General features: G+C 70.2%; 17 protein-coding genes and 1 pseudogene. 8 read left to right on the forward strand and 10 right to left on the reverse strand.

Going from position 1 to position 14,165, the window contains the following annotated elements:
• Nucleotide 1: 1 nt before the first annotated feature.
• Nucleotides 2-1,054 carry a UDP-N-acetylglucosamine 4,6-dehydratase (inverting) gene (pseB, locus tag ACQ66R_RS13560; protein ID WP_430422780.1) on the reverse strand — a complete coding sequence of 351 codons (1,053 nt, stop codon included), beginning with the start codon at nucleotides 1,052-1,054 and terminating at the stop codon, nucleotides 2-4.
• Between the two features lie 73 nt (nucleotides 1,055-1,127).
• Here pseB and ACQ66R_RS13565 point away from each other — a divergent pair, with 73 nt between their 5' ends.
• Nucleotides 1,128-1,550 (forward strand): Tat pathway signal protein, encoded by a 423-nt coding sequence (locus tag ACQ66R_RS13565; protein ID WP_430422782.1) that lies wholly within the window; start codon nucleotides 1,128-1,130, stop codon nucleotides 1,548-1,550.
• A gap of 43 nt (nucleotides 1,551-1,593) precedes the next feature.
• Here ACQ66R_RS13565 and ACQ66R_RS13570 read toward each other — a convergent pair whose 3' ends face one another.
• Nucleotides 1,594-2,016 (reverse strand): organic hydroperoxide resistance protein, encoded by a 423-nt coding sequence (locus tag ACQ66R_RS13570; protein WP_430422784.1) that lies wholly within the window; start codon nucleotides 2,014-2,016, stop codon nucleotides 1,594-1,596.
• Between the two features lie 106 nt (nucleotides 2,017-2,122).
• Between ACQ66R_RS13570 and ACQ66R_RS13575 the strand changes: the two genes are divergently transcribed.
• On the forward strand, nucleotides 2,123-2,560 hold the full coding sequence (locus tag ACQ66R_RS13575) for a MarR family winged helix-turn-helix transcriptional regulator (RefSeq protein WP_430422786.1): 438 nt from the start codon (nucleotides 2,123-2,125) through the stop codon (nucleotides 2,558-2,560).
• A 289-nt stretch (nucleotides 2,561-2,849) separates the two neighbouring features.
• On the opposite strand, the gene ACQ66R_RS13580 is transcribed toward ACQ66R_RS13575, so the two are convergent.
• From ACQ66R_RS13580 to acs, 4 genes and pseudogenes are all read right to left on the reverse strand, one after another.
• Nucleotides 2,850-3,604, reverse strand: a protein-coding gene (locus tag ACQ66R_RS13580; protein WP_430419018.1) for an IS5 family transposase whose coding sequence is annotated in 2 segments (ribosomal slippage) — nucleotides 2,850-3,271 and nucleotides 3,271-3,604 — 756 coding nt in all. Because the reading frame shifts where the segments join, the coding sequence is not laid out codon by codon here.
• A 77-nt stretch (nucleotides 3,605-3,681) separates the two neighbouring features.
• Nucleotides 3,682-4,632 (reverse strand): small ribosomal subunit Rsm22 family protein, encoded by a 951-nt coding sequence (locus ACQ66R_RS13585; RefSeq protein WP_430422788.1) that lies wholly within the window; start codon nucleotides 4,630-4,632, stop codon nucleotides 3,682-3,684.
• Between the two features lie 16 nt (nucleotides 4,633-4,648).
• A complete protein-coding gene (locus ACQ66R_RS13590; protein ID WP_430426299.1) occupies nucleotides 4,649-5,071 on the reverse strand; it encodes an AMP-binding enzyme in 423 nt (140 codons plus the stop codon).
• Nucleotides 5,054-6,991, reverse strand: a pseudogene (acs, locus tag ACQ66R_RS13595) (acetate--CoA ligase); the annotation flags it as partial. The pseudogene acs and the gene ACQ66R_RS13590, both read right to left, overlap by 18 nt.
• 163 nt (nucleotides 6,992-7,154) lie before the next feature.
• Here acs and ACQ66R_RS13600 point away from each other — a divergent pair.
• Nucleotides 7,155-7,637 carry a hypothetical protein gene (locus ACQ66R_RS13600; RefSeq protein WP_430422790.1) on the forward strand — a complete coding sequence of 161 codons (483 nt, stop codon included), beginning with the start codon at nucleotides 7,155-7,157 and terminating at the stop codon, nucleotides 7,635-7,637.
• A 79-nt stretch (nucleotides 7,638-7,716) separates the two neighbouring features.
• A complete protein-coding gene (locus ACQ66R_RS13605; protein ID WP_430422792.1) occupies nucleotides 7,717-8,463 on the forward strand; it encodes a creatininase family protein in 747 nt (248 codons plus the stop codon).
• Here the strand turns inward: ACQ66R_RS13605 and ACQ66R_RS13610 are convergent.
• Genes ACQ66R_RS13610 through tsaD form a run of 4 tightly spaced genes read right to left on the reverse strand, consistent with a single transcriptional unit; the run spans nucleotide 8,453 to nucleotide 11,166 of the window.
• Entirely contained in the window at nucleotides 8,453-8,818 is a 366-nt protein-coding gene (locus ACQ66R_RS13610) for a Rieske (2Fe-2S) protein (RefSeq protein WP_430422794.1), read from the reverse strand. The genes ACQ66R_RS13605 and ACQ66R_RS13610 overlap by 11 nt on opposite strands.
• Nucleotides 8,805-9,089, reverse strand: coding sequence for a YciI family protein (locus ACQ66R_RS13615; RefSeq protein ID WP_430422796.1), 285 nt, complete (start codon nucleotides 9,087-9,089; stop codon nucleotides 8,805-8,807). The genes ACQ66R_RS13610 and ACQ66R_RS13615 overlap by 14 nt, the downstream gene beginning before the upstream one ends.
• A 2-nt stretch (nucleotides 9,090-9,091) precedes the next feature.
• Nucleotides 9,092-10,078 carry an NAD(P)H-dependent glycerol-3-phosphate dehydrogenase gene (locus ACQ66R_RS13620; RefSeq protein ID WP_430422798.1) on the reverse strand — a complete coding sequence of 329 codons (987 nt, stop codon included), beginning with the start codon at nucleotides 10,076-10,078 and terminating at the stop codon, nucleotides 9,092-9,094.
• A complete protein-coding gene (gene tsaD / locus ACQ66R_RS13625; RefSeq protein WP_430422800.1) occupies nucleotides 10,075-11,166 on the reverse strand; it encodes a tRNA (adenosine(37)-N6)-threonylcarbamoyltransferase complex transferase subunit TsaD in 1,092 nt (363 codons plus the stop codon). The genes ACQ66R_RS13620 and tsaD overlap by 4 nt, the downstream gene beginning before the upstream one ends.
• Before the next feature lie 69 nt (nucleotides 11,167-11,235).
• On the opposite strand from tsaD, the gene hemC reads away from it, so the two are divergent.
• The 4 genes from hemC to ACQ66R_RS13645 all read left to right on the forward strand — a co-directional run bounded on the left by hemC (nucleotide 11,236) and on the right by ACQ66R_RS13645 (nucleotide 14,100).
• Nucleotides 11,236-12,213 carry a hydroxymethylbilane synthase gene (hemC, locus tag ACQ66R_RS13630; RefSeq protein ID WP_430422802.1) on the forward strand — a complete coding sequence of 326 codons (978 nt, stop codon included), beginning with the start codon at nucleotides 11,236-11,238 and terminating at the stop codon, nucleotides 12,211-12,213.
• Between the two features lie 63 nt (nucleotides 12,214-12,276).
• Entirely contained in the window at nucleotides 12,277-12,981 is a 705-nt protein-coding gene (locus tag ACQ66R_RS13635; RefSeq protein ID WP_430422804.1) for a uroporphyrinogen-III synthase, read from the forward strand.
• The gene (locus ACQ66R_RS13640) at nucleotides 12,978-13,115 is read left to right on the forward strand and encodes a hypothetical protein (protein ID WP_430422806.1); all 138 of its coding nucleotides are present in this window, start codon (nucleotides 12,978-12,980) and stop codon (nucleotides 13,113-13,115) included. Before ACQ66R_RS13635 ends, ACQ66R_RS13640 begins: the two co-directional genes overlap by 4 nt.
• 43 nt (nucleotides 13,116-13,158) lie before the next feature.
• Nucleotides 13,159-14,100: a glycosyltransferase gene (locus ACQ66R_RS13645; protein ID WP_430422808.1), complete on the forward strand. Its 942-nt coding sequence runs from the start codon at nucleotides 13,159-13,161 to the stop codon at nucleotides 14,098-14,100.
• The last annotated feature ends 65 nt before the right edge of the window (nucleotides 14,101-14,165 follow it).

The raw sequence follows: 14,165 nt of genomic DNA on the forward strand, positions 1-14,165 counted from the left end.
CTCAGTCGCCCGCCCGCCGGCGGCGCTCCTTCGGCTTGTCCTCGTCCAGCATCTTCAACAGGCCCGGGCCGTCCAGCCATTCCGGGTTGGTGTCGCTGACATAGCTGAATTCGTCGTTCAGTCGCCCGCCCTTCAGGGGCTCGCGGGTGTATTCCACGAAGGCCGGCTCGATGGCGTAGCGGTCGCCCAGGTCGACGGTGTTCCGCGCGTCGTCCGCCGAGATCATCATCTCATGCAGCTTCTCGCCCGGACGGATCCCGACCACCTTCTGGGCCATGCCGGGCGCCAGCACCTCGGCCATCTCGGTGATCTTCATGGACGGGATCTTCGGCACGAAGATCTCGCCGCCGTGCATGGTGCTGAGCGACGACAGCACGAAGTCGACGCCCTCGCCCAGGGTGATCAGGAACCGCGTCATCCGCGGGTCGGTGATCGGCAGCTCGGTAGCGCCGCGCTGGATCAGGCGGTTGAAGAACGGGATCACCGAACCGCGGCTGCCCACGACGTTGCCATAGCGCACCACGGCGAAGCGCGTCCCGATGTCGCCCGACAGGTTATTGGCCGCGACGAACGTCTTGTCCGACGCCAGCTTGGTCGCGCCATACAGGTTGATGGGGTTGCAGGCCTTGTCCGTCGACAGCGCCACCACCTGTTTCACCCGGTTGGCGAGGCACGCCCGCACGACGTTCTCGGCGCCCATGATGTTGGTGTGGATGCATTCCGACGGGTTGTACTCGGCGGCCGGCACCTGCTTCAGCGCCGCGGCGTGGATCACGATGTCGACGCCGCGGAACGCCAGACTGAGTCGCTCCCGGTCGCGCACGTCGCCCAGGAAGAACCTCATCGCCAGCATCTGGTCAGGGCTGAAGCGCTCGGCGAAGTCGATCTGCATCTCGCTCTGCTTCAGCTCATCGCGGGAATAGACGATGAGTTTCCGAGGCTTGGCGCGCGTCAGCACCGTCTCGATGAAGCGGCGACCGAACGAGCCGGTGCCGCCGGTGACGAGAATGACCTTGCCGTCGAGGTCGAGGTTGGTCGGCTCAAATCGGCCCAAGGGGCTCTCCGCATCCATGCGAGGTTCACCCTGTCTTCGCAGGCGCACGTAAATGGAGCGCTAACCATAATGTGTGATCTTGCCGCACGTGATGGATCGCCGCCGCTTCCTCAGTCTCGCCCCGCTCGCCGGCCTGTTGGCCGGGCCGGTGGTCGCCCATGCGGCCGGCGCCGAGAAGAAGAAGTCGGGCGGCGGCAGCTACGTGCCGGTTCAGACCCTGCTGGGCACGACCATGCGTGGCGTGGGGCGGCGCGGCGTGATGTCGGTCGACTGCGGCCTGGATGTGCCTGACGAGGCGCTGCGCACCCGCGCCGAGCAGTCGGTGCCGCGTTTGCGCGCCGCCTATCTCCAGGTCGTCCAGGGCTACGCCAGCGGGCTGGCCCCCGGGGCCCTGCCCAACGCCGACTACATCGCCCAGAGTCTGCAGCGGCAGACCGACTTTATCCTGGGCCGCCCCGGCGCCCGCGTCCTGCTGGGCGCCATCATCGTCAACTGATCGCCCCGCGACCCAGGGGCCGCGAGGGGATCAGGAACGGACGCTAGGCGACGCTGAGCTTCACGTCGGCGCCGGCGCGGGTCAGCTGCGAGTAGGGGCAGACCACGTGGGCCTTGGCCACGATGTCCTCGGCCGCGGCCTTGTCGAGGCCCGGGATCGCCACGTTGATCGCCAGCGTCAGCTCGAAGCCGCCGCCGTCGGCGCGCGGGCCGATGCCCACGTCGGCTGTGACCGTCGTATCCGCCGGGATCGCCACCTTCTCGCGGCCGCCCACGAACTTCAGGGCGCCCAGGAAACAGGCCGCGTAGCCGGCGGCGAACAGCTGCTCGGGATTGGTGCCCGCGCCGCCGGCCCCGCCGAGCTCCTTCACGGTGTCGAGCGCGACGTCGAGGTGGCCGTCCGAGGACTTGGCGCTGCCGGTGCGGCCGCCCGTGGCGGTGGCTTGAGCGGTGTAGAGAACGGGCATGAGGGGTCTCCTGTGATTGGCGAGCGATAATGTTTATCGCGATAAGTAATAGCTAGGCGCGGCCCTGACCCTTGTCAAGATATCTTTTATCGCGATATCTATCTGCATGACCCAGACCCGCCAGCAGCCGCTCGATCGCCAGCTCTGCTTCTCGATCTACGGCGCGGACCTCGCCATCAACCGGACCTACAAGCCCCTGCTCGACCAGCTGGGCCTGACCTATCCGCAGTACCTGGTGCTGCACGCGCTCTGGGAGACAGACGGTCTCACGATCACCGGCATCGCCGACCGTCTGGCGCTGGAGCCCAGCACGATCACACCGCTGGTGAAGCGCCTTGAGCTGGCGGGCTTCCTGACCCGGCTGCGCAATCCCAGCGACGAGCGGCAGGTCCAGGTCAGCCTGACCGACAAGGGCCGCGACATGCGCGAGGAGAGCGCGTGCCTCGGCGAGGCGCTGCTGAAGAAGGCCGGCATGAGCCTGCAGGAGTTGGGCGACCTCAACCGGCAGATCCAGCGCCTCAGGGACGCGCTGAGCGGCGGCTAGAGCGCATCCCGCCGAGGATGAGGCGCCGCAGGCGATCAGGATGCGCTCCAGCAGGAAGACGACGAGCCCGTTTCTCCCGGTTGCCTTGATTCAAGCCAACCGGGACGGGCTCAAGTGTCCCGATTCCGAGGTTCGCAGGCGCAGGCGGCGAACTCGGACGAACTTCGGAATCGATCAGGACACTAGCAAGCCTATGCTTCTCGTGTGCTTCTTGGGTCTGAAGTTCGCTCCGAGCCCGATCCAACAAGACGGCGAACTTCAGATCCAGCCCACTAGGTCCTGTGGACACTTATCGTAGCCACAAGACGATGGCGGCGAGGGTGACGATGGCGAGGTAGTTGCGGGCGGTCTTCTCGAAGCGGGTGGCGACGCGGCGGAACTGCTTGAGCCTTGAGAAGCAGCACTCGACCAGGTGGCGCTGAGCATAGAGCTGGGCGTCGAGGGGGTGCTTGATCGCGCGGGATGGGTTGTTCGGTATGACGGCGATCGCGCCCTTCTCAGCGATCTTCTGGCGCAGGCGATCTGAGTCGTAGGCGGTATCGGCCATCACTACGTCGGCGGCCAAGCCTTCGATCAAGGGTTCGGCCTGGGGTGCGTCGCCACGATGGCCGGCGGTGAGGCTGAACCGGACAGGACAGCCCAGGCCTCTGACCGCCATGTGGATCTTGGTGCTCAGGCCGCCGCGGGAGCGGCCAAGGGCCTGATCTTCAGACCCCCCTTTTTCGCGCCCGCCGCATGCTGGTGGGCGCGCACGATGGTCGAGTCGACGATCAGGTACTCGAAGTCCGGATCGTCCGAGAGCGCCTCGAAGATGCGCCACCAGACCCCTTTGGCGCTCCAGCGGCTGAAGCGCCGAAAGACCGTGTTCCAGTCCCCGAACACCTCGTGCAGGTCACGCCAGGGCGAACCCGTCCTGACGATCCAGAGCACGCCCTCGACGAACATCCGGTTGTCCCGACCCGTCGAGCCCTTCTGATCCGGCCGCCCGATGATCAGCGGCGCGATCCGCTCCCACTGCTCATCGCTCAGCACCAGTCGATCCATCACACCCAAGACCGCCTCCAAAAAGCAGTCTTGAATCACGCTTCGGACCCAGCGTGAATCCTAAGAGTCCACAGCTCCTAGAGCGCGTCGCCCCAGTCCAGGCGCCGCGCCACGGCGTGGGCGGGCTTGTCGCGGCGGGCGACGAAGCGGCGTTCCAGGGCGCCGGCTTCGGTGCACAGCTTGAGGTCGATGCCGGGCTTGCCGACCTTGGGGCGCGCCAGCACGCGGGGCGTCCGGGCCGGCGACGCCACCCCCGGCCGGGCGGCCAGCAGATAGGCGTACTTCTCGTCCTCGAACGGCGCGTCGGCGCCCTTGGCCAGTCTGTGATCGCGCGAGCGGGGCAGGCGGACGCTGAAGTGACACCAGTCGGGCGCGGCCAGCGGGCAGCCCTGTTGGTGCGGACAGGGCGCCAGGATCTCCGCCCCCTCGGCGATCAGCGTGTCGCGGGCGCTCAGCAGCCGCTCGTAGCCGGCCGGCGTGCCGGGCTCGACGATGGCCAGGACGCCTTCGGCGGCCGCCCACAGCTGGGTCACGACCTGCCCCTGCGCCGCCGCCGGAATCTCGGCCAAAGCGTAGCTGGCCAGGACGAGGTCGGCCGTCGAGAACGGGCCCGCGGTCAGGTCGCCGCGGATCGCCGTCGCCGCGAGGTCGTCGCCGGCGAGGCGCCTGGCCAGCTCCAGGAATGGCGCGCTGGCGTCGAGCCAGGTGATGTCGGTCAGCGAGCTCCACGTCTCGCGGGCCGCCCAACTGCCGGTGCCCGGGCCGCAGCCGGCGTCCAGCAACGTGCGTGGCGCGAAGCCGGGGGCCATGCGGGCGGCCTCATCGAACACCGCCACGCAGGCGGCATAGGTCGCCGGCATCCGGGCCAGCGCATAGGCCAGGGCGTCGTCGCGCCCCTTGATCACCGACGCCGAGCCAAGGCCCGCGCGATAAGCCTGGCTCGTCGCCGCCGTGCGCTCCGCCAGATCGCGGCGCGAGGCGCCCGCCAGCTCACGCGCGATGGCGGCCTGGAGCGCCGCGGGCAGCATCAGGTTCCTTCCGCGCTCAAGAGAGCGCTTCGGCCCGCCGCTGCACCAGCGCCGCCGGAACTGCGGGATCCTCGAGGCCGGTCGTGTCGCCGGGCTCTCCGGTCTCGGCGATGCGCCGCAGGACCGGGCGCAGCACTTCGCCGGCCGGGGTCTTGGGCAGGGGTCCGAAGATCACCATCGACGGCGCGGCATGGTCGCCCACTTCGCGGCGCATGAAGCCCTTGATGTCGGCGGCCAGCACGTCCGAGGCCAGGATCGCGGGGTCGGGGGTGACGAAGGCCCAGAGCGCCTCGCCGCGGCCGTCGGGCGCATCGATCGCCACGATGACGCCTTCCGAGACCGCGTTGTGGTCGGCCAGCGCGCCTTCCAGCTGCAGGCACGAGACCACCTTGCCGCCGATGTGCGCCTCGTCGTCGCCGCGGCCCGCGCGGTTCTTCACCAGGTCGTCGACCACGGCGGGCTCGGCCAGGGTGGAAGTGTCGCCCAGGTTCGTGAGGTCGTCCTCGGCGATCTTGCGCAGGATGCGGCGCATGATCTTGCCCGACCGGGTCTTGGGCAGGCCGGGGGCGAACTGGATGACGTCGGGCGCCGCGAACGGCCCGATCTCGCGCCGCACCCAGCCGCGCAGATCGGCCTGCAAGGCCTCGGTGGGCTCGATCCCGATTTTGAGCGTGACGTAGCAGTAGATGCCCTGGCCCTTGATGTCGTGCGGGTAGCCCACGACGGCGGCCTCGGCCACGGCGGTGTGACCCACCAGCGCGCTCTCGATCTCGGCGGTGCCCAGGCGGTGGCCGGACACGTTGATCACGTCGTCCACCCGGCCGGTGATCCAGTAGTAGCCGTCGGCGTCGCGCCGGGCGCCGTCGCCGGTGAAGTACTTGCCGGGATAGGTGGTGAAGTAGGTGTCGATGAAGCGCTGGTGGTCGCCATAGACCGTGCGCATCTGGCCAGGCCAGCTGTCGGTCAGGCAGAGGTTGCCGTTGATGGCGCCGTCCAGCACCAGGCCCTCGGCGTCCACCAGCTGCGGCTTCACGCCCGGCAGCGGCAGGGCGCACGAGCCGGGCTTCAGCGCATGCGCGCCGGGCAGCGGCGTCATCAGGCAGGCGCCGGTCTCGGTCTGCCACCAGGTGTCGATGATCGGGCAGCGGCCCTCGCCGACCACGCGGTGATACCAGAGCCAGGCCTCGGGATTGATCGGCTCGCCCACGGTGCCCAGCAGGCGGATCGACTTGCGGCTGGTCTTCAGCACGGGGCCGTCGCCCTCGCGCATCAGGGCCCGGAGCGCCGTGGGCGCGGTGTAGAAGATCTCGACCTTGTGCTTGTCGCAGACCTCCCAGAACCGCGAGTGGCTCGGATAGTTGGGCACACCCTCGAACATCAGGCTGGTCGCGCCGTTGGCCAGCGGGCCATAGACCACATAGCTGTGGCCCGTGACCCAGCCCACGTCGGCCGTGCACCAGAACACCTCGCCCGGGCGGTAGTCGAAGATGATCTCGTGGGTCCAGCTGGCCCAGGCCAGATAGCCGCCCGTGGTGTGCAGCACGCCCTTGGGCTTCCCTGTCGAGCCCGACGTGTAGAGGATGAACAGCGGGTCCTCGGCGCCCATCGGCTCGGCCGGGCATTCGGCCGACACGGTCTGCTTCAGGTCCGAGAAGTACTCGTCGCGGCCGGCCGTCATCGGCACGTTCCCGCCGGTGCGCTTCACCACGATGACGTTCGACACCCCGGGGCACGACTTCAGCGCCTCGTCGACGTTCAGCTTCAGCGGCACGATCTTGCCGCCGCGCAGCCCCTCGTCGGCGGTGATCACCACCTTGGAATCGCAATCCTGGATCCGTCCGGCGATGCTGTCGGGCGAGAAGCCGCCGAACACCACCGAGTGGATGGCGCCGATGCGCGAGCAGGCCAGCATCGAGGCCGCCGCCGCCGGGATCATCGGCAGGTAGATGGTGACCCGGTCGCCCTTCTGGACGCCCTTGGCCTTGAGCACATTGGCCCAGCGGCAGACGTCGGCGTGGAGCTGGGCGTAGGTCAGGGCGTCACTGGTCTTGCCGTCGTCGCTCTCCCAGATGAGCGCCACCTGGTCGCCGCGCTCGGCGAGATGACGGTCCAGGCAGTTGGCGCTGACGTTCAGGACGCCGTCGGCGAACCAGTTGATGTGGAAATCGGCCTTGTCGAACGACACGTCCTTCACCTGGGTGAAGGGCTTGATCCAGGTCAGCCGCTGGCCCAGCTCGCGCCAATAGCCCTCGGGGTCGCTCTCGACCCGCTGCACCGCCGCCGCATAGGCCTCGGCGTTCATGTGCGCCGTCTTGGCCCACTCGTCGGGAACCGGGAAAACCTCGCCGTCGGACACCAATCACCTCCCGATGGATTTCCCTGACGCAGTAGGCGTTGAGCGGAGCGCGCGCAACACGCGCCCCGCCTGTCGCAAGGGAAGAGTCGGCCCTTCTATTGAAAGCTGGCGCGCTGCGCCGACATGCGCGCTTGATGCGACTCACCGAGCGGAACAGGTTCCCGGCATGTTGCGAGTCGTCCCCGTCCTCCTGGTCGCCGCCATCGGCCTCAACGGCTGCGGCGCGGCTGCGCCGAAGGGCGCGATCGACAGCGCCGCCCGCTTGTTGGCTGCGGCGCTCAGCGGCGACAAACAGGCCTTCGAGGCCCAGATCGACCGCGCCGCCGTCCGCGAGGATGTCCGCCGCCAGGTGACCCAGCTGGCCAAGGCCGCCGCGCTGGACGTGGAGGGCGGCCCGTCCGAGTTCGCCCTGGACCGCATGATCAGCCCCGCCGCCGTGCGCGTGGTCGACCGCTCGGGCGCTGCGCTGACCGCCGCGCCCTCGCCCAAGCAGGTGGCGCCCCTGATGCGCAAGGTCGACGGCCAGCGCGCCTGCCTGAAGGACGCCGACGGCCAGGACTGCGTGCTCACCTTCGCCAAGCGCAAGGACCACTGGCGCCTGGTCGGCATGCGCGCCATGGACCCGACGGTCCACGTCGCCGGGGTTTGAGTCCACACCCCTGACGGTCCGCAGAGTTTCGAATACTGTCGCTGGCGATACCCCCCAAGCTCTTGAGGACGCTGCCCGGATGCTGCTGCACCTTTCCACCTGGCCCGAGGTCGAAGGCTTCCTGAAGCGGTCCAAGACGGTGGTCATTCCCATCGGGTCGAACGAGCAGCACGGCCCCACGGGGCTGCTGGGCACCGACTGGCTCTGTCCGGAGATCATCGCCCACGAGGCGGAGAAGACCGGCGACATCATCGTGGCGCCGACGTTCAACATCGGCATGGCGCAGCATCACCTGGACTTCCCGGGCACCATCGCGCTGCGCCCGTCCACCTTCATGCTGGCCATCGGCGACTGGTGCCGCAGCCTGAGCCATGCGGGCTTCGAGAAGCTGTACTTCCTGAACGGCCACGGCGGGAACGTCGCCACGATCGAGGCCGCTTTCTCGGAACTCTACGCCGAGGCCAGCTACGCGGGCCGCAACCGCGGCTTCGCCTGCAAACTGAAGAACTGGTGGGACCTTTCGGGCGTCACCGCGCTGGCCAACCGCCAGTTCCCCGTGGGCCACGGCAGCCACGCCACCCCGTCCGAGATCGCGGTGACCCAGTGGGGCTATCCCGACAGCATCAAGTCGGCCAACTACGCGCCCCAGATCGCGCCGACCGGCCCCATCCGCGAGGCCCACGACTTCCGCGCCCGCTACGCCGACGGCCGCATGGGCTCGGACCCGGGCCTGGCCACGCCCGAGAAGGGCGGCGAACTGGTGAAGACCGCGGCGGCGGCGCTGCTGGAGGATGTCGCCGCCTTCGGGCGCGAAGCTAAGCCGTAAACACCTCGCCGTCGCGCACCTCGACCGGCCACGCCGCGATGCGCTCGCCATGGCATGGGCCGGCGAGGCACAGCCCCTCCAGGTCGAACAGCGCCCCGTGGCCCGCGCAGAGGATGTGGGCCTTGTCGCGCGTCAGGTAGCGGTCGTCGAGCGGGGCCAGAGGCCAGCCGGCATGGGGGCAGGAATCGACGAATCCGGTCGCCGTCTCGCCGCGACGCAGGACGAAGCCTGCGAACATCCGGCTCCCTTCCCGGAAGCGGAAGCTTTTGCCGCCGGGATCCTCGATCTCGGCCAGGGCGCAAAGCCGAACGCCCGGCGCCGGGCGGGCCGGGTTGTCGGGTTCAGAGACTGCCAATCGAGGCCTTGAACGGCTTGATGTCCACGCGCTCCCAAAGGCCCGCCTTGGTGTAGGGATCCTCGGCGTTGAAGGCCTTGGCCTCCTCGATGTCGTCGCACTCCATGACGATCAGCGATCCGGCCATGTCGCCCTTGGCGTCCAGCAGCGGGCCGCCCAGCTTCATCTTGCCGCCGAAGCCGCCGGCATAGGCCAGGTGGGCCTGACGCGCGCCCATCCGGACCTCCAGCGCGTTCGGCTTGTCGACGCAGAACAGGACGAAGAGCGGCATCTTTATTCCTCACGCAGGGGTCGGGAGAGCAGGCCTCGGATGGCGTCGTCGACGCCGACCTGACCGGCCAGGATGGCGGCCACGGCCTCGCAGATGGGGGTCTCGACGCCCAGGCTGGCGGCGAGTTCGCGCACGGCGGGCGCGGAGGCCACGCCCTCGGCCACCGAGAGCTTGCCGGCCAACGCCTGGTCCAGCGTCTGGCCCTGGCCCAGCGCCAGGCCCACGCTCATGTTGCGCGACTGGGGGCTGGAGCAGGTGAGCACCAGGTCGCCCAGCCCACAGAGCCCGGCGACGGTCTCGGCCTCGCCGCCCAGGGCGATGGCCAGCCGGGTCAGCTCGGCGAAGCCGCGGGTGATCAGCGCCGCGTGCGCCGAACGGCCCAGGCCGCGGCCCTCGACGATGCCGCAGGCGATGGCCAGGACATTCTTCACCGCCCCGCCGGCCTCGGCGCCGATCATGTCGGTGGCGAAGTAGGGCCGGAACGTCGGCGTGGCGATCGCCTCGGCCAGGCTCTCGGCGCAGCCGGGGTCGGGGCAGGCCAGGGTGACCGCGGTGGGCAGGCCGCGGGCCACCTCGCCGGCGAAGCTGGGGCCCGACAGCACGGCGGGCGCCGCCTGCGGCACGGTCTCGGCCAGCACCTGGGTCATCAGCTTCAGCGAGCCCTGCTCGACGCCCTTGGAGCACAGGAGGATCGGGACGCCGTCGCGGGCGTGGGGGGCGAAGGCGGCCAGCGCGGCGCGGGTGTGCTGCGCGGGCGCGACGGCCAGGACCAGGTCGCTCTCGGCAAGGTCGCCGAGATTGCCCGTGGCGCGGATCAGCGGATCCAGCGGCACGCCCTTCAGGAAGATGGCGTTCTCGTGGGTGGTGTTGATCGCCTCGACCACGTCGGGCTCGCGCGCCCACAGCGTCACCTGGCGTCCGGCCCGCGCGCAGACCTGGGCCAGGGCCGTGCCCCAAGCGCCGCCGCCGATGATGCCTGCCTTACTCATGCCTTCGCGCCCTTGCGGCCGGCCTTGTGAGTGGGGGCCGCCGCCGCCGCCGCGGCGTCCAGCGGCCAGCGCGGCCGCGCCACGGCGTCCAGCGGATCGGAGATCCCGGCCGCCAATCGCTCGGCCCCAGCCAGCGCGATCATGGCGGCGTTGTCGGTGCAATAGGCCAGGGGCGGGGCCGCGAAGCTGAAGCCGTGCTTCGTCGCCGTCGCCTCCAGCCGGTCGCGGACCGCGCGGTTGGCCGCCACCCCGCCCGCGACGACGAAGCGCAGGCCCCGGCCGGGATGCGCCTGCGCGTAGGCCTTCATCGCGCGGTCCGACTTCTCGGCCAGTTGCCCGGCGATGGCGGCCTGGACGGCGGCGGCCAGGTTGCGGCGCTGATCGTCGGTGGTGACGCCTTCGGCCAGCCGGGCGGCGGCGGTCTTCAGGCCCGAGAACGAGAAGTCGCAGTCCTTCCGGCCCAGCAGCATCCGTGGCAGCTCATAGGCCGTCGCGTCGCCGCCCTGGGCCAGTTTTTCCAGGGCCGGGCCGCCGGGATAGGGCAGGCCCATCGCCTTGGCGATCTTGTCGAAGGCTTCGCCCGCGGCGTCGTCGATGGTCGAGCCCAGTCGTGTGCAGGCGCCGATGCCCTCGACGCTCAGCAGCTGGCAGTGCCCGCCCGACACCAGAAGCAGAAGGAAGGGATAGGCCAGCTCCGCGCCCAGGCGGGCCGACACGGCGTGGCCCTCCAGGTGATTGACCGCCACCAGCGGCAGGCCGCGGGCCAGGGCCACCGCCTTGCCAAAGCTCAGGCCCACCATGACCCCGCCCACCAGCCCGGGCCCCGCGGTGGCGGCGACGCCGGTCAGGTCCTCGTAGCCCAGCACCGCCTCCTCCAGCGCCGCCTCGGCGATCGCCTCGATCGTCTCGACGTGGGCGCGGGCGGCGATTTCCGGGACCACGCCGCCGAACGGCGCATGGGCGGCGATCTGGCTGCCGACGATCGAACTCAGCACCTCGGCGCGGCCGTCGGCATGCAGCCGCACGACCGCCGCGGCGGTCTCGTCGCAGCTGGTCTCCAGGCCTAGAACGGTTTGAGTGATGGTCATCCGGTTGCCGGGGGCGGCCCGCTCCTGTAGCAGGCCTCACGTTTCCGCTCCCGAGGTAGACCGCCCACCGTGCCTTCGCAACCGCCCGCCAACCCCGGCCAGGTGCGTATCGGCGCCCGCGGCTCCAAGCTCAGCCTGGCCCAGGCCGGCCATATGCAGCGCCGCATCGCCGCGGCGCTGGGGGCCGATCCGTCGAATCCGGCGGACGTCGAGCGTGTCGCGCCGCTGATCGTCATCACCACCACGGGCGACCGGATCCAGGATCGCCGCCTGCTGGAGATCGGCGGCAAGGGCCTCTTCACCAAGGAAATCGAGGAGGCGCTCATCGAGGGCCGCATCGATTGCGCGATCCACTCGATGAAGGACATGCCGGCGCTCTTGCCCGACGGCCTCTGCATCGCCGCCGTCCCCGAGCGCGAGGACCCGCGCGACGCCTTCCTGAGCCGCGGCGCCGAGCAGCTGGAAGACCTGCCGCTGGGCGCGAAGCTGGGCACCGCCAGCCTGCGGCGTCAGGCCCAGTCGCTGCACCGCCGCCCCGACCTGGACGTCCAGATGCTGCGCGGCAACGTCGACACCCGGCTGGCGAAGCTGGCGGCGGGCGAGGCCGATGCGATCCTTCTGGCCTATGCCGGCCTGCGCCGCCTGGGCCTCGGCCACGAAGTGAAGAGCCTGATCGACCCCAAGGCGGTCCCGCCGGCGCCCGGCCAGGGCGCGCTGGCCATCGAGACCCGCGAGGCCGACCGCGACCTGCCCTGGGTCGTCTCCCTGCGCTGCGAGCCTACGACCCTGTGCGTGGCCGCCGAGCGGGGCGCGCTGACGGCCCTGGAAGGATCGTGCAAGACGCCCATCGGGGCGCACGCCTGGTTCGAGAACGGGTCGATGCAGCTGATCGTCGAGGCCCTGTCGCCGGACGGCAAGCAGCGGTTCCGGAAGGAGGGCTCGGCCGAGCTTTCGCAGGCTTCGGATCCCCGCGCGGCGGCCCACGACCTGGGCGTCTCGCTGGGCGTGGCGATCAAGGCGGAGGCGGGCGACGCCATCGTGCTCTGAGCCGTAAGGCCAAGCCGCACTTTCGCTCCCCCAATCGCCCCGGTTCAGCTAACAGCATCCCGCATGGCGACCCGTCGGCAGAGGATCTGGATCACCCGCGCGCAGCCCGGGGCGGACGTCACCGCCGAGCGGGTGCGGGCGCTGGGGCATGACGCCATCGTGGCGCCGCTGCTGCAGGTGAGCGTGCTGTCCGACGTGGCGGTCGATCTGCAGGGCGTCGCGGCGCTCGCCTTCACCAGCGCCAACGGCGTGCGCGCCTTCGCCGACGCCAGCGGCGAACGCAGCCTCAAGGTGTTCGCGGTCGGCGCGGCCACCGCCCAGGCGGCGCGACAGGCCGGGTTCAAGTCGGTTCTCTCGGCCGACGGCGACGTCGAGGCGCTGGCCGAAGGGATCGCGGCGCGGCGCGGCGAGCTGCGCGGCGCGGTGCTGCATCCGGGCGCGGCCGAACCTGCCGGCGACCTGGCCGGGTCGCTGGAGAAACACGGGGTCGAGGCGCGCCGGCTCATTCTTTACGAGACCGCGCCGGTCGAACTGGGCGCCGCCCAGGCCGAGACCCTGGCCCGGAGCGACGCGGTCCTGCTGCATTCGCCGCGCGCGGCCCAGGTGCTGGCCCAACTGCTGAAAACCCACCCGGCGCCGGAGCTGCGGGCGCTGGGTCTGTCGAAGGCGGTGGTGAAGCCTCTGGCGCGGACGAAGCTGGCGGCCAGGGCCTTCCCGCCCTTCCCGCTGGAGGCGGCGCTCCTCAATCTTATCGATCGCCGGCCATGAGCGAGCCCGACGACGACGGCTATAGGCCCAAACCGCTGATGGGGCGCTCATTCTGGATCATGATGGCGATCAGCATCATCTGCGTCGTCGCCGGCGCGGCGGTGGCGTGGCTGCTGCCGGCGCTGCTGGGCTAGGCTGCTAGGGCGATGACCGCGCCGCGGGCGTAAAGGGGGGACGGTGCCGAAGCTGGTTTTCCTCATGCCGTCGCCCACCGCGCAGACAGGCGGCAACCGCACGACGTGCCGACACGTGCAGGCCCTGGTCGAACTGGGCTACGACGCGGTCGTACGGCTCCCGCCGGGTCAGGTTCTCCCGCAGTGGTTCGACCATGCGACGCCGAGCGAGGTCTCGACCTGGCCGCCGGCGGCGGACGAGATCCTGGTGATCCCTGAGGATGCGATACGTGTGCTCGCGGCCTGTGCGGAGCTGCCCAACCGCAAGGTCATCCACTGCAAGAACCCGTACAACGCCGCCGCCGTCGCGCTGTCGCGCCTATCGCCGGCCGCGCGCGGCGCCTATCGCGACTTCATCGCCTGCAGTGACGGCGTCGCCGCCTGGATCGCCCGCTTCTTCGACCACGACGTCGTCGCCGCCATACCGTGCTTCGTCGACGCCAACCGGTTCCAGCCGGCCGAGAAATCCCGCGTCATCGCCTGCATGCCGCGCAAGCGGCCGATGGAGATGGCGGCCATCCACGGCATGTTCCGCCGGCTGACGGGCGATCGCGACGACTGGACGTGGGACGCGATCGAGGGGCGCACCGAAGCCGAGACCATCACCGCGCTCTCGCGCGCCGCCGTGTTCCTCAGCCTCGCCCGCTTCGAGGGCATGTGCACCTCGATCCTCGAGGGCATGGCAAGCGGCTGTCTGGTGGCGGGATTCACCGGGCTCGGCGCGCGGGAATACACCACATCGCTGAACGGCCTCTGGGTGGAGGAAGACGACTGCGAGGCGGCGGCGCGCGCCCTCGTGCGGGCGGTCGAGATCCATGACGCGGCCGGCGTCGAGGCCGCGCTCATGCGCGAGGCCGGGCGCTGGACGGCGGAGAGCTGGAACGAGGGGGTCTTCCGCGACGCGCTCGCCCGGTTCTGGCGCGATCAGATGGGCGTGACGCCCTGAACCCTGCGGCAGACAGGGCGCTTTGCAAATCGAGGCTGTTCGCGTAAAAGCCGCCGTCCCCGGAC

It is taken from the genome of Phenylobacterium sp., from assembly GCF_965284355.1.
In the GTDB taxonomy this organism is placed as follows: Bacteria; Pseudomonadota; Alphaproteobacteria; order Caulobacterales; family Caulobacteraceae; genus Phenylobacterium.

Bases quoted from the DNA above. Each gene is read 5' to 3' on its own strand.
- ACQ66R_RS13600 (WP_430422790.1), top strand. From the start codon at position 7,155: ATGTTGCGAGTCGTCCCCGTCCTCCTGGTCGCCGCCATCGGCCTCAAC.
- ACQ66R_RS13640 (WP_430422806.1), top strand. From the start codon at position 12,978: ATGAGCGAGCCCGACGACGACGGCTATAGGCCCAAACCGCTGATGGGG.
- tsaD (WP_430422800.1), bottom strand. From the start codon at position 11,166: ATGACCATCACTCAAACCGTTCTAGGCCTGGAGACCAGCTGCGACGAG.
- ACQ66R_RS13620 (WP_430422798.1), bottom strand. From the start codon at position 10,078: ATGAGTAAGGCAGGCATCATCGGCGGCGGCGCTTGGGGCACGGCCCTG.
- ACQ66R_RS13575 (WP_430422786.1), top strand. From the start codon at position 2,123: ATGACCCAGACCCGCCAGCAGCCGCTCGATCGCCAGCTCTGCTTCTCG.
- ACQ66R_RS13585 (WP_430422788.1), bottom strand. From the start codon at position 4,632: ATGCTGCCCGCGGCGCTCCAGGCCGCCATCGCGCGTGAGCTGGCGGGC.
- ACQ66R_RS13635 (WP_430422804.1), top strand. From the start codon at position 12,277: ATGGCGACCCGTCGGCAGAGGATCTGGATCACCCGCGCGCAGCCCGGG.
- ACQ66R_RS13605 (WP_430422792.1), top strand. From the start codon at position 7,717: ATGCTGCTGCACCTTTCCACCTGGCCCGAGGTCGAAGGCTTCCTGAAG.
- ACQ66R_RS13615 (WP_430422796.1), bottom strand. From the start codon at position 9,089: ATGCCGCTCTTCGTCCTGTTCTGCGTCGACAAGCCGAACGCGCTGGAG.
- ACQ66R_RS13570 (WP_430422784.1), bottom strand. From the start codon at position 2,016: ATGCCCGTTCTCTACACCGCTCAAGCCACCGCCACGGGCGGCCGCACC.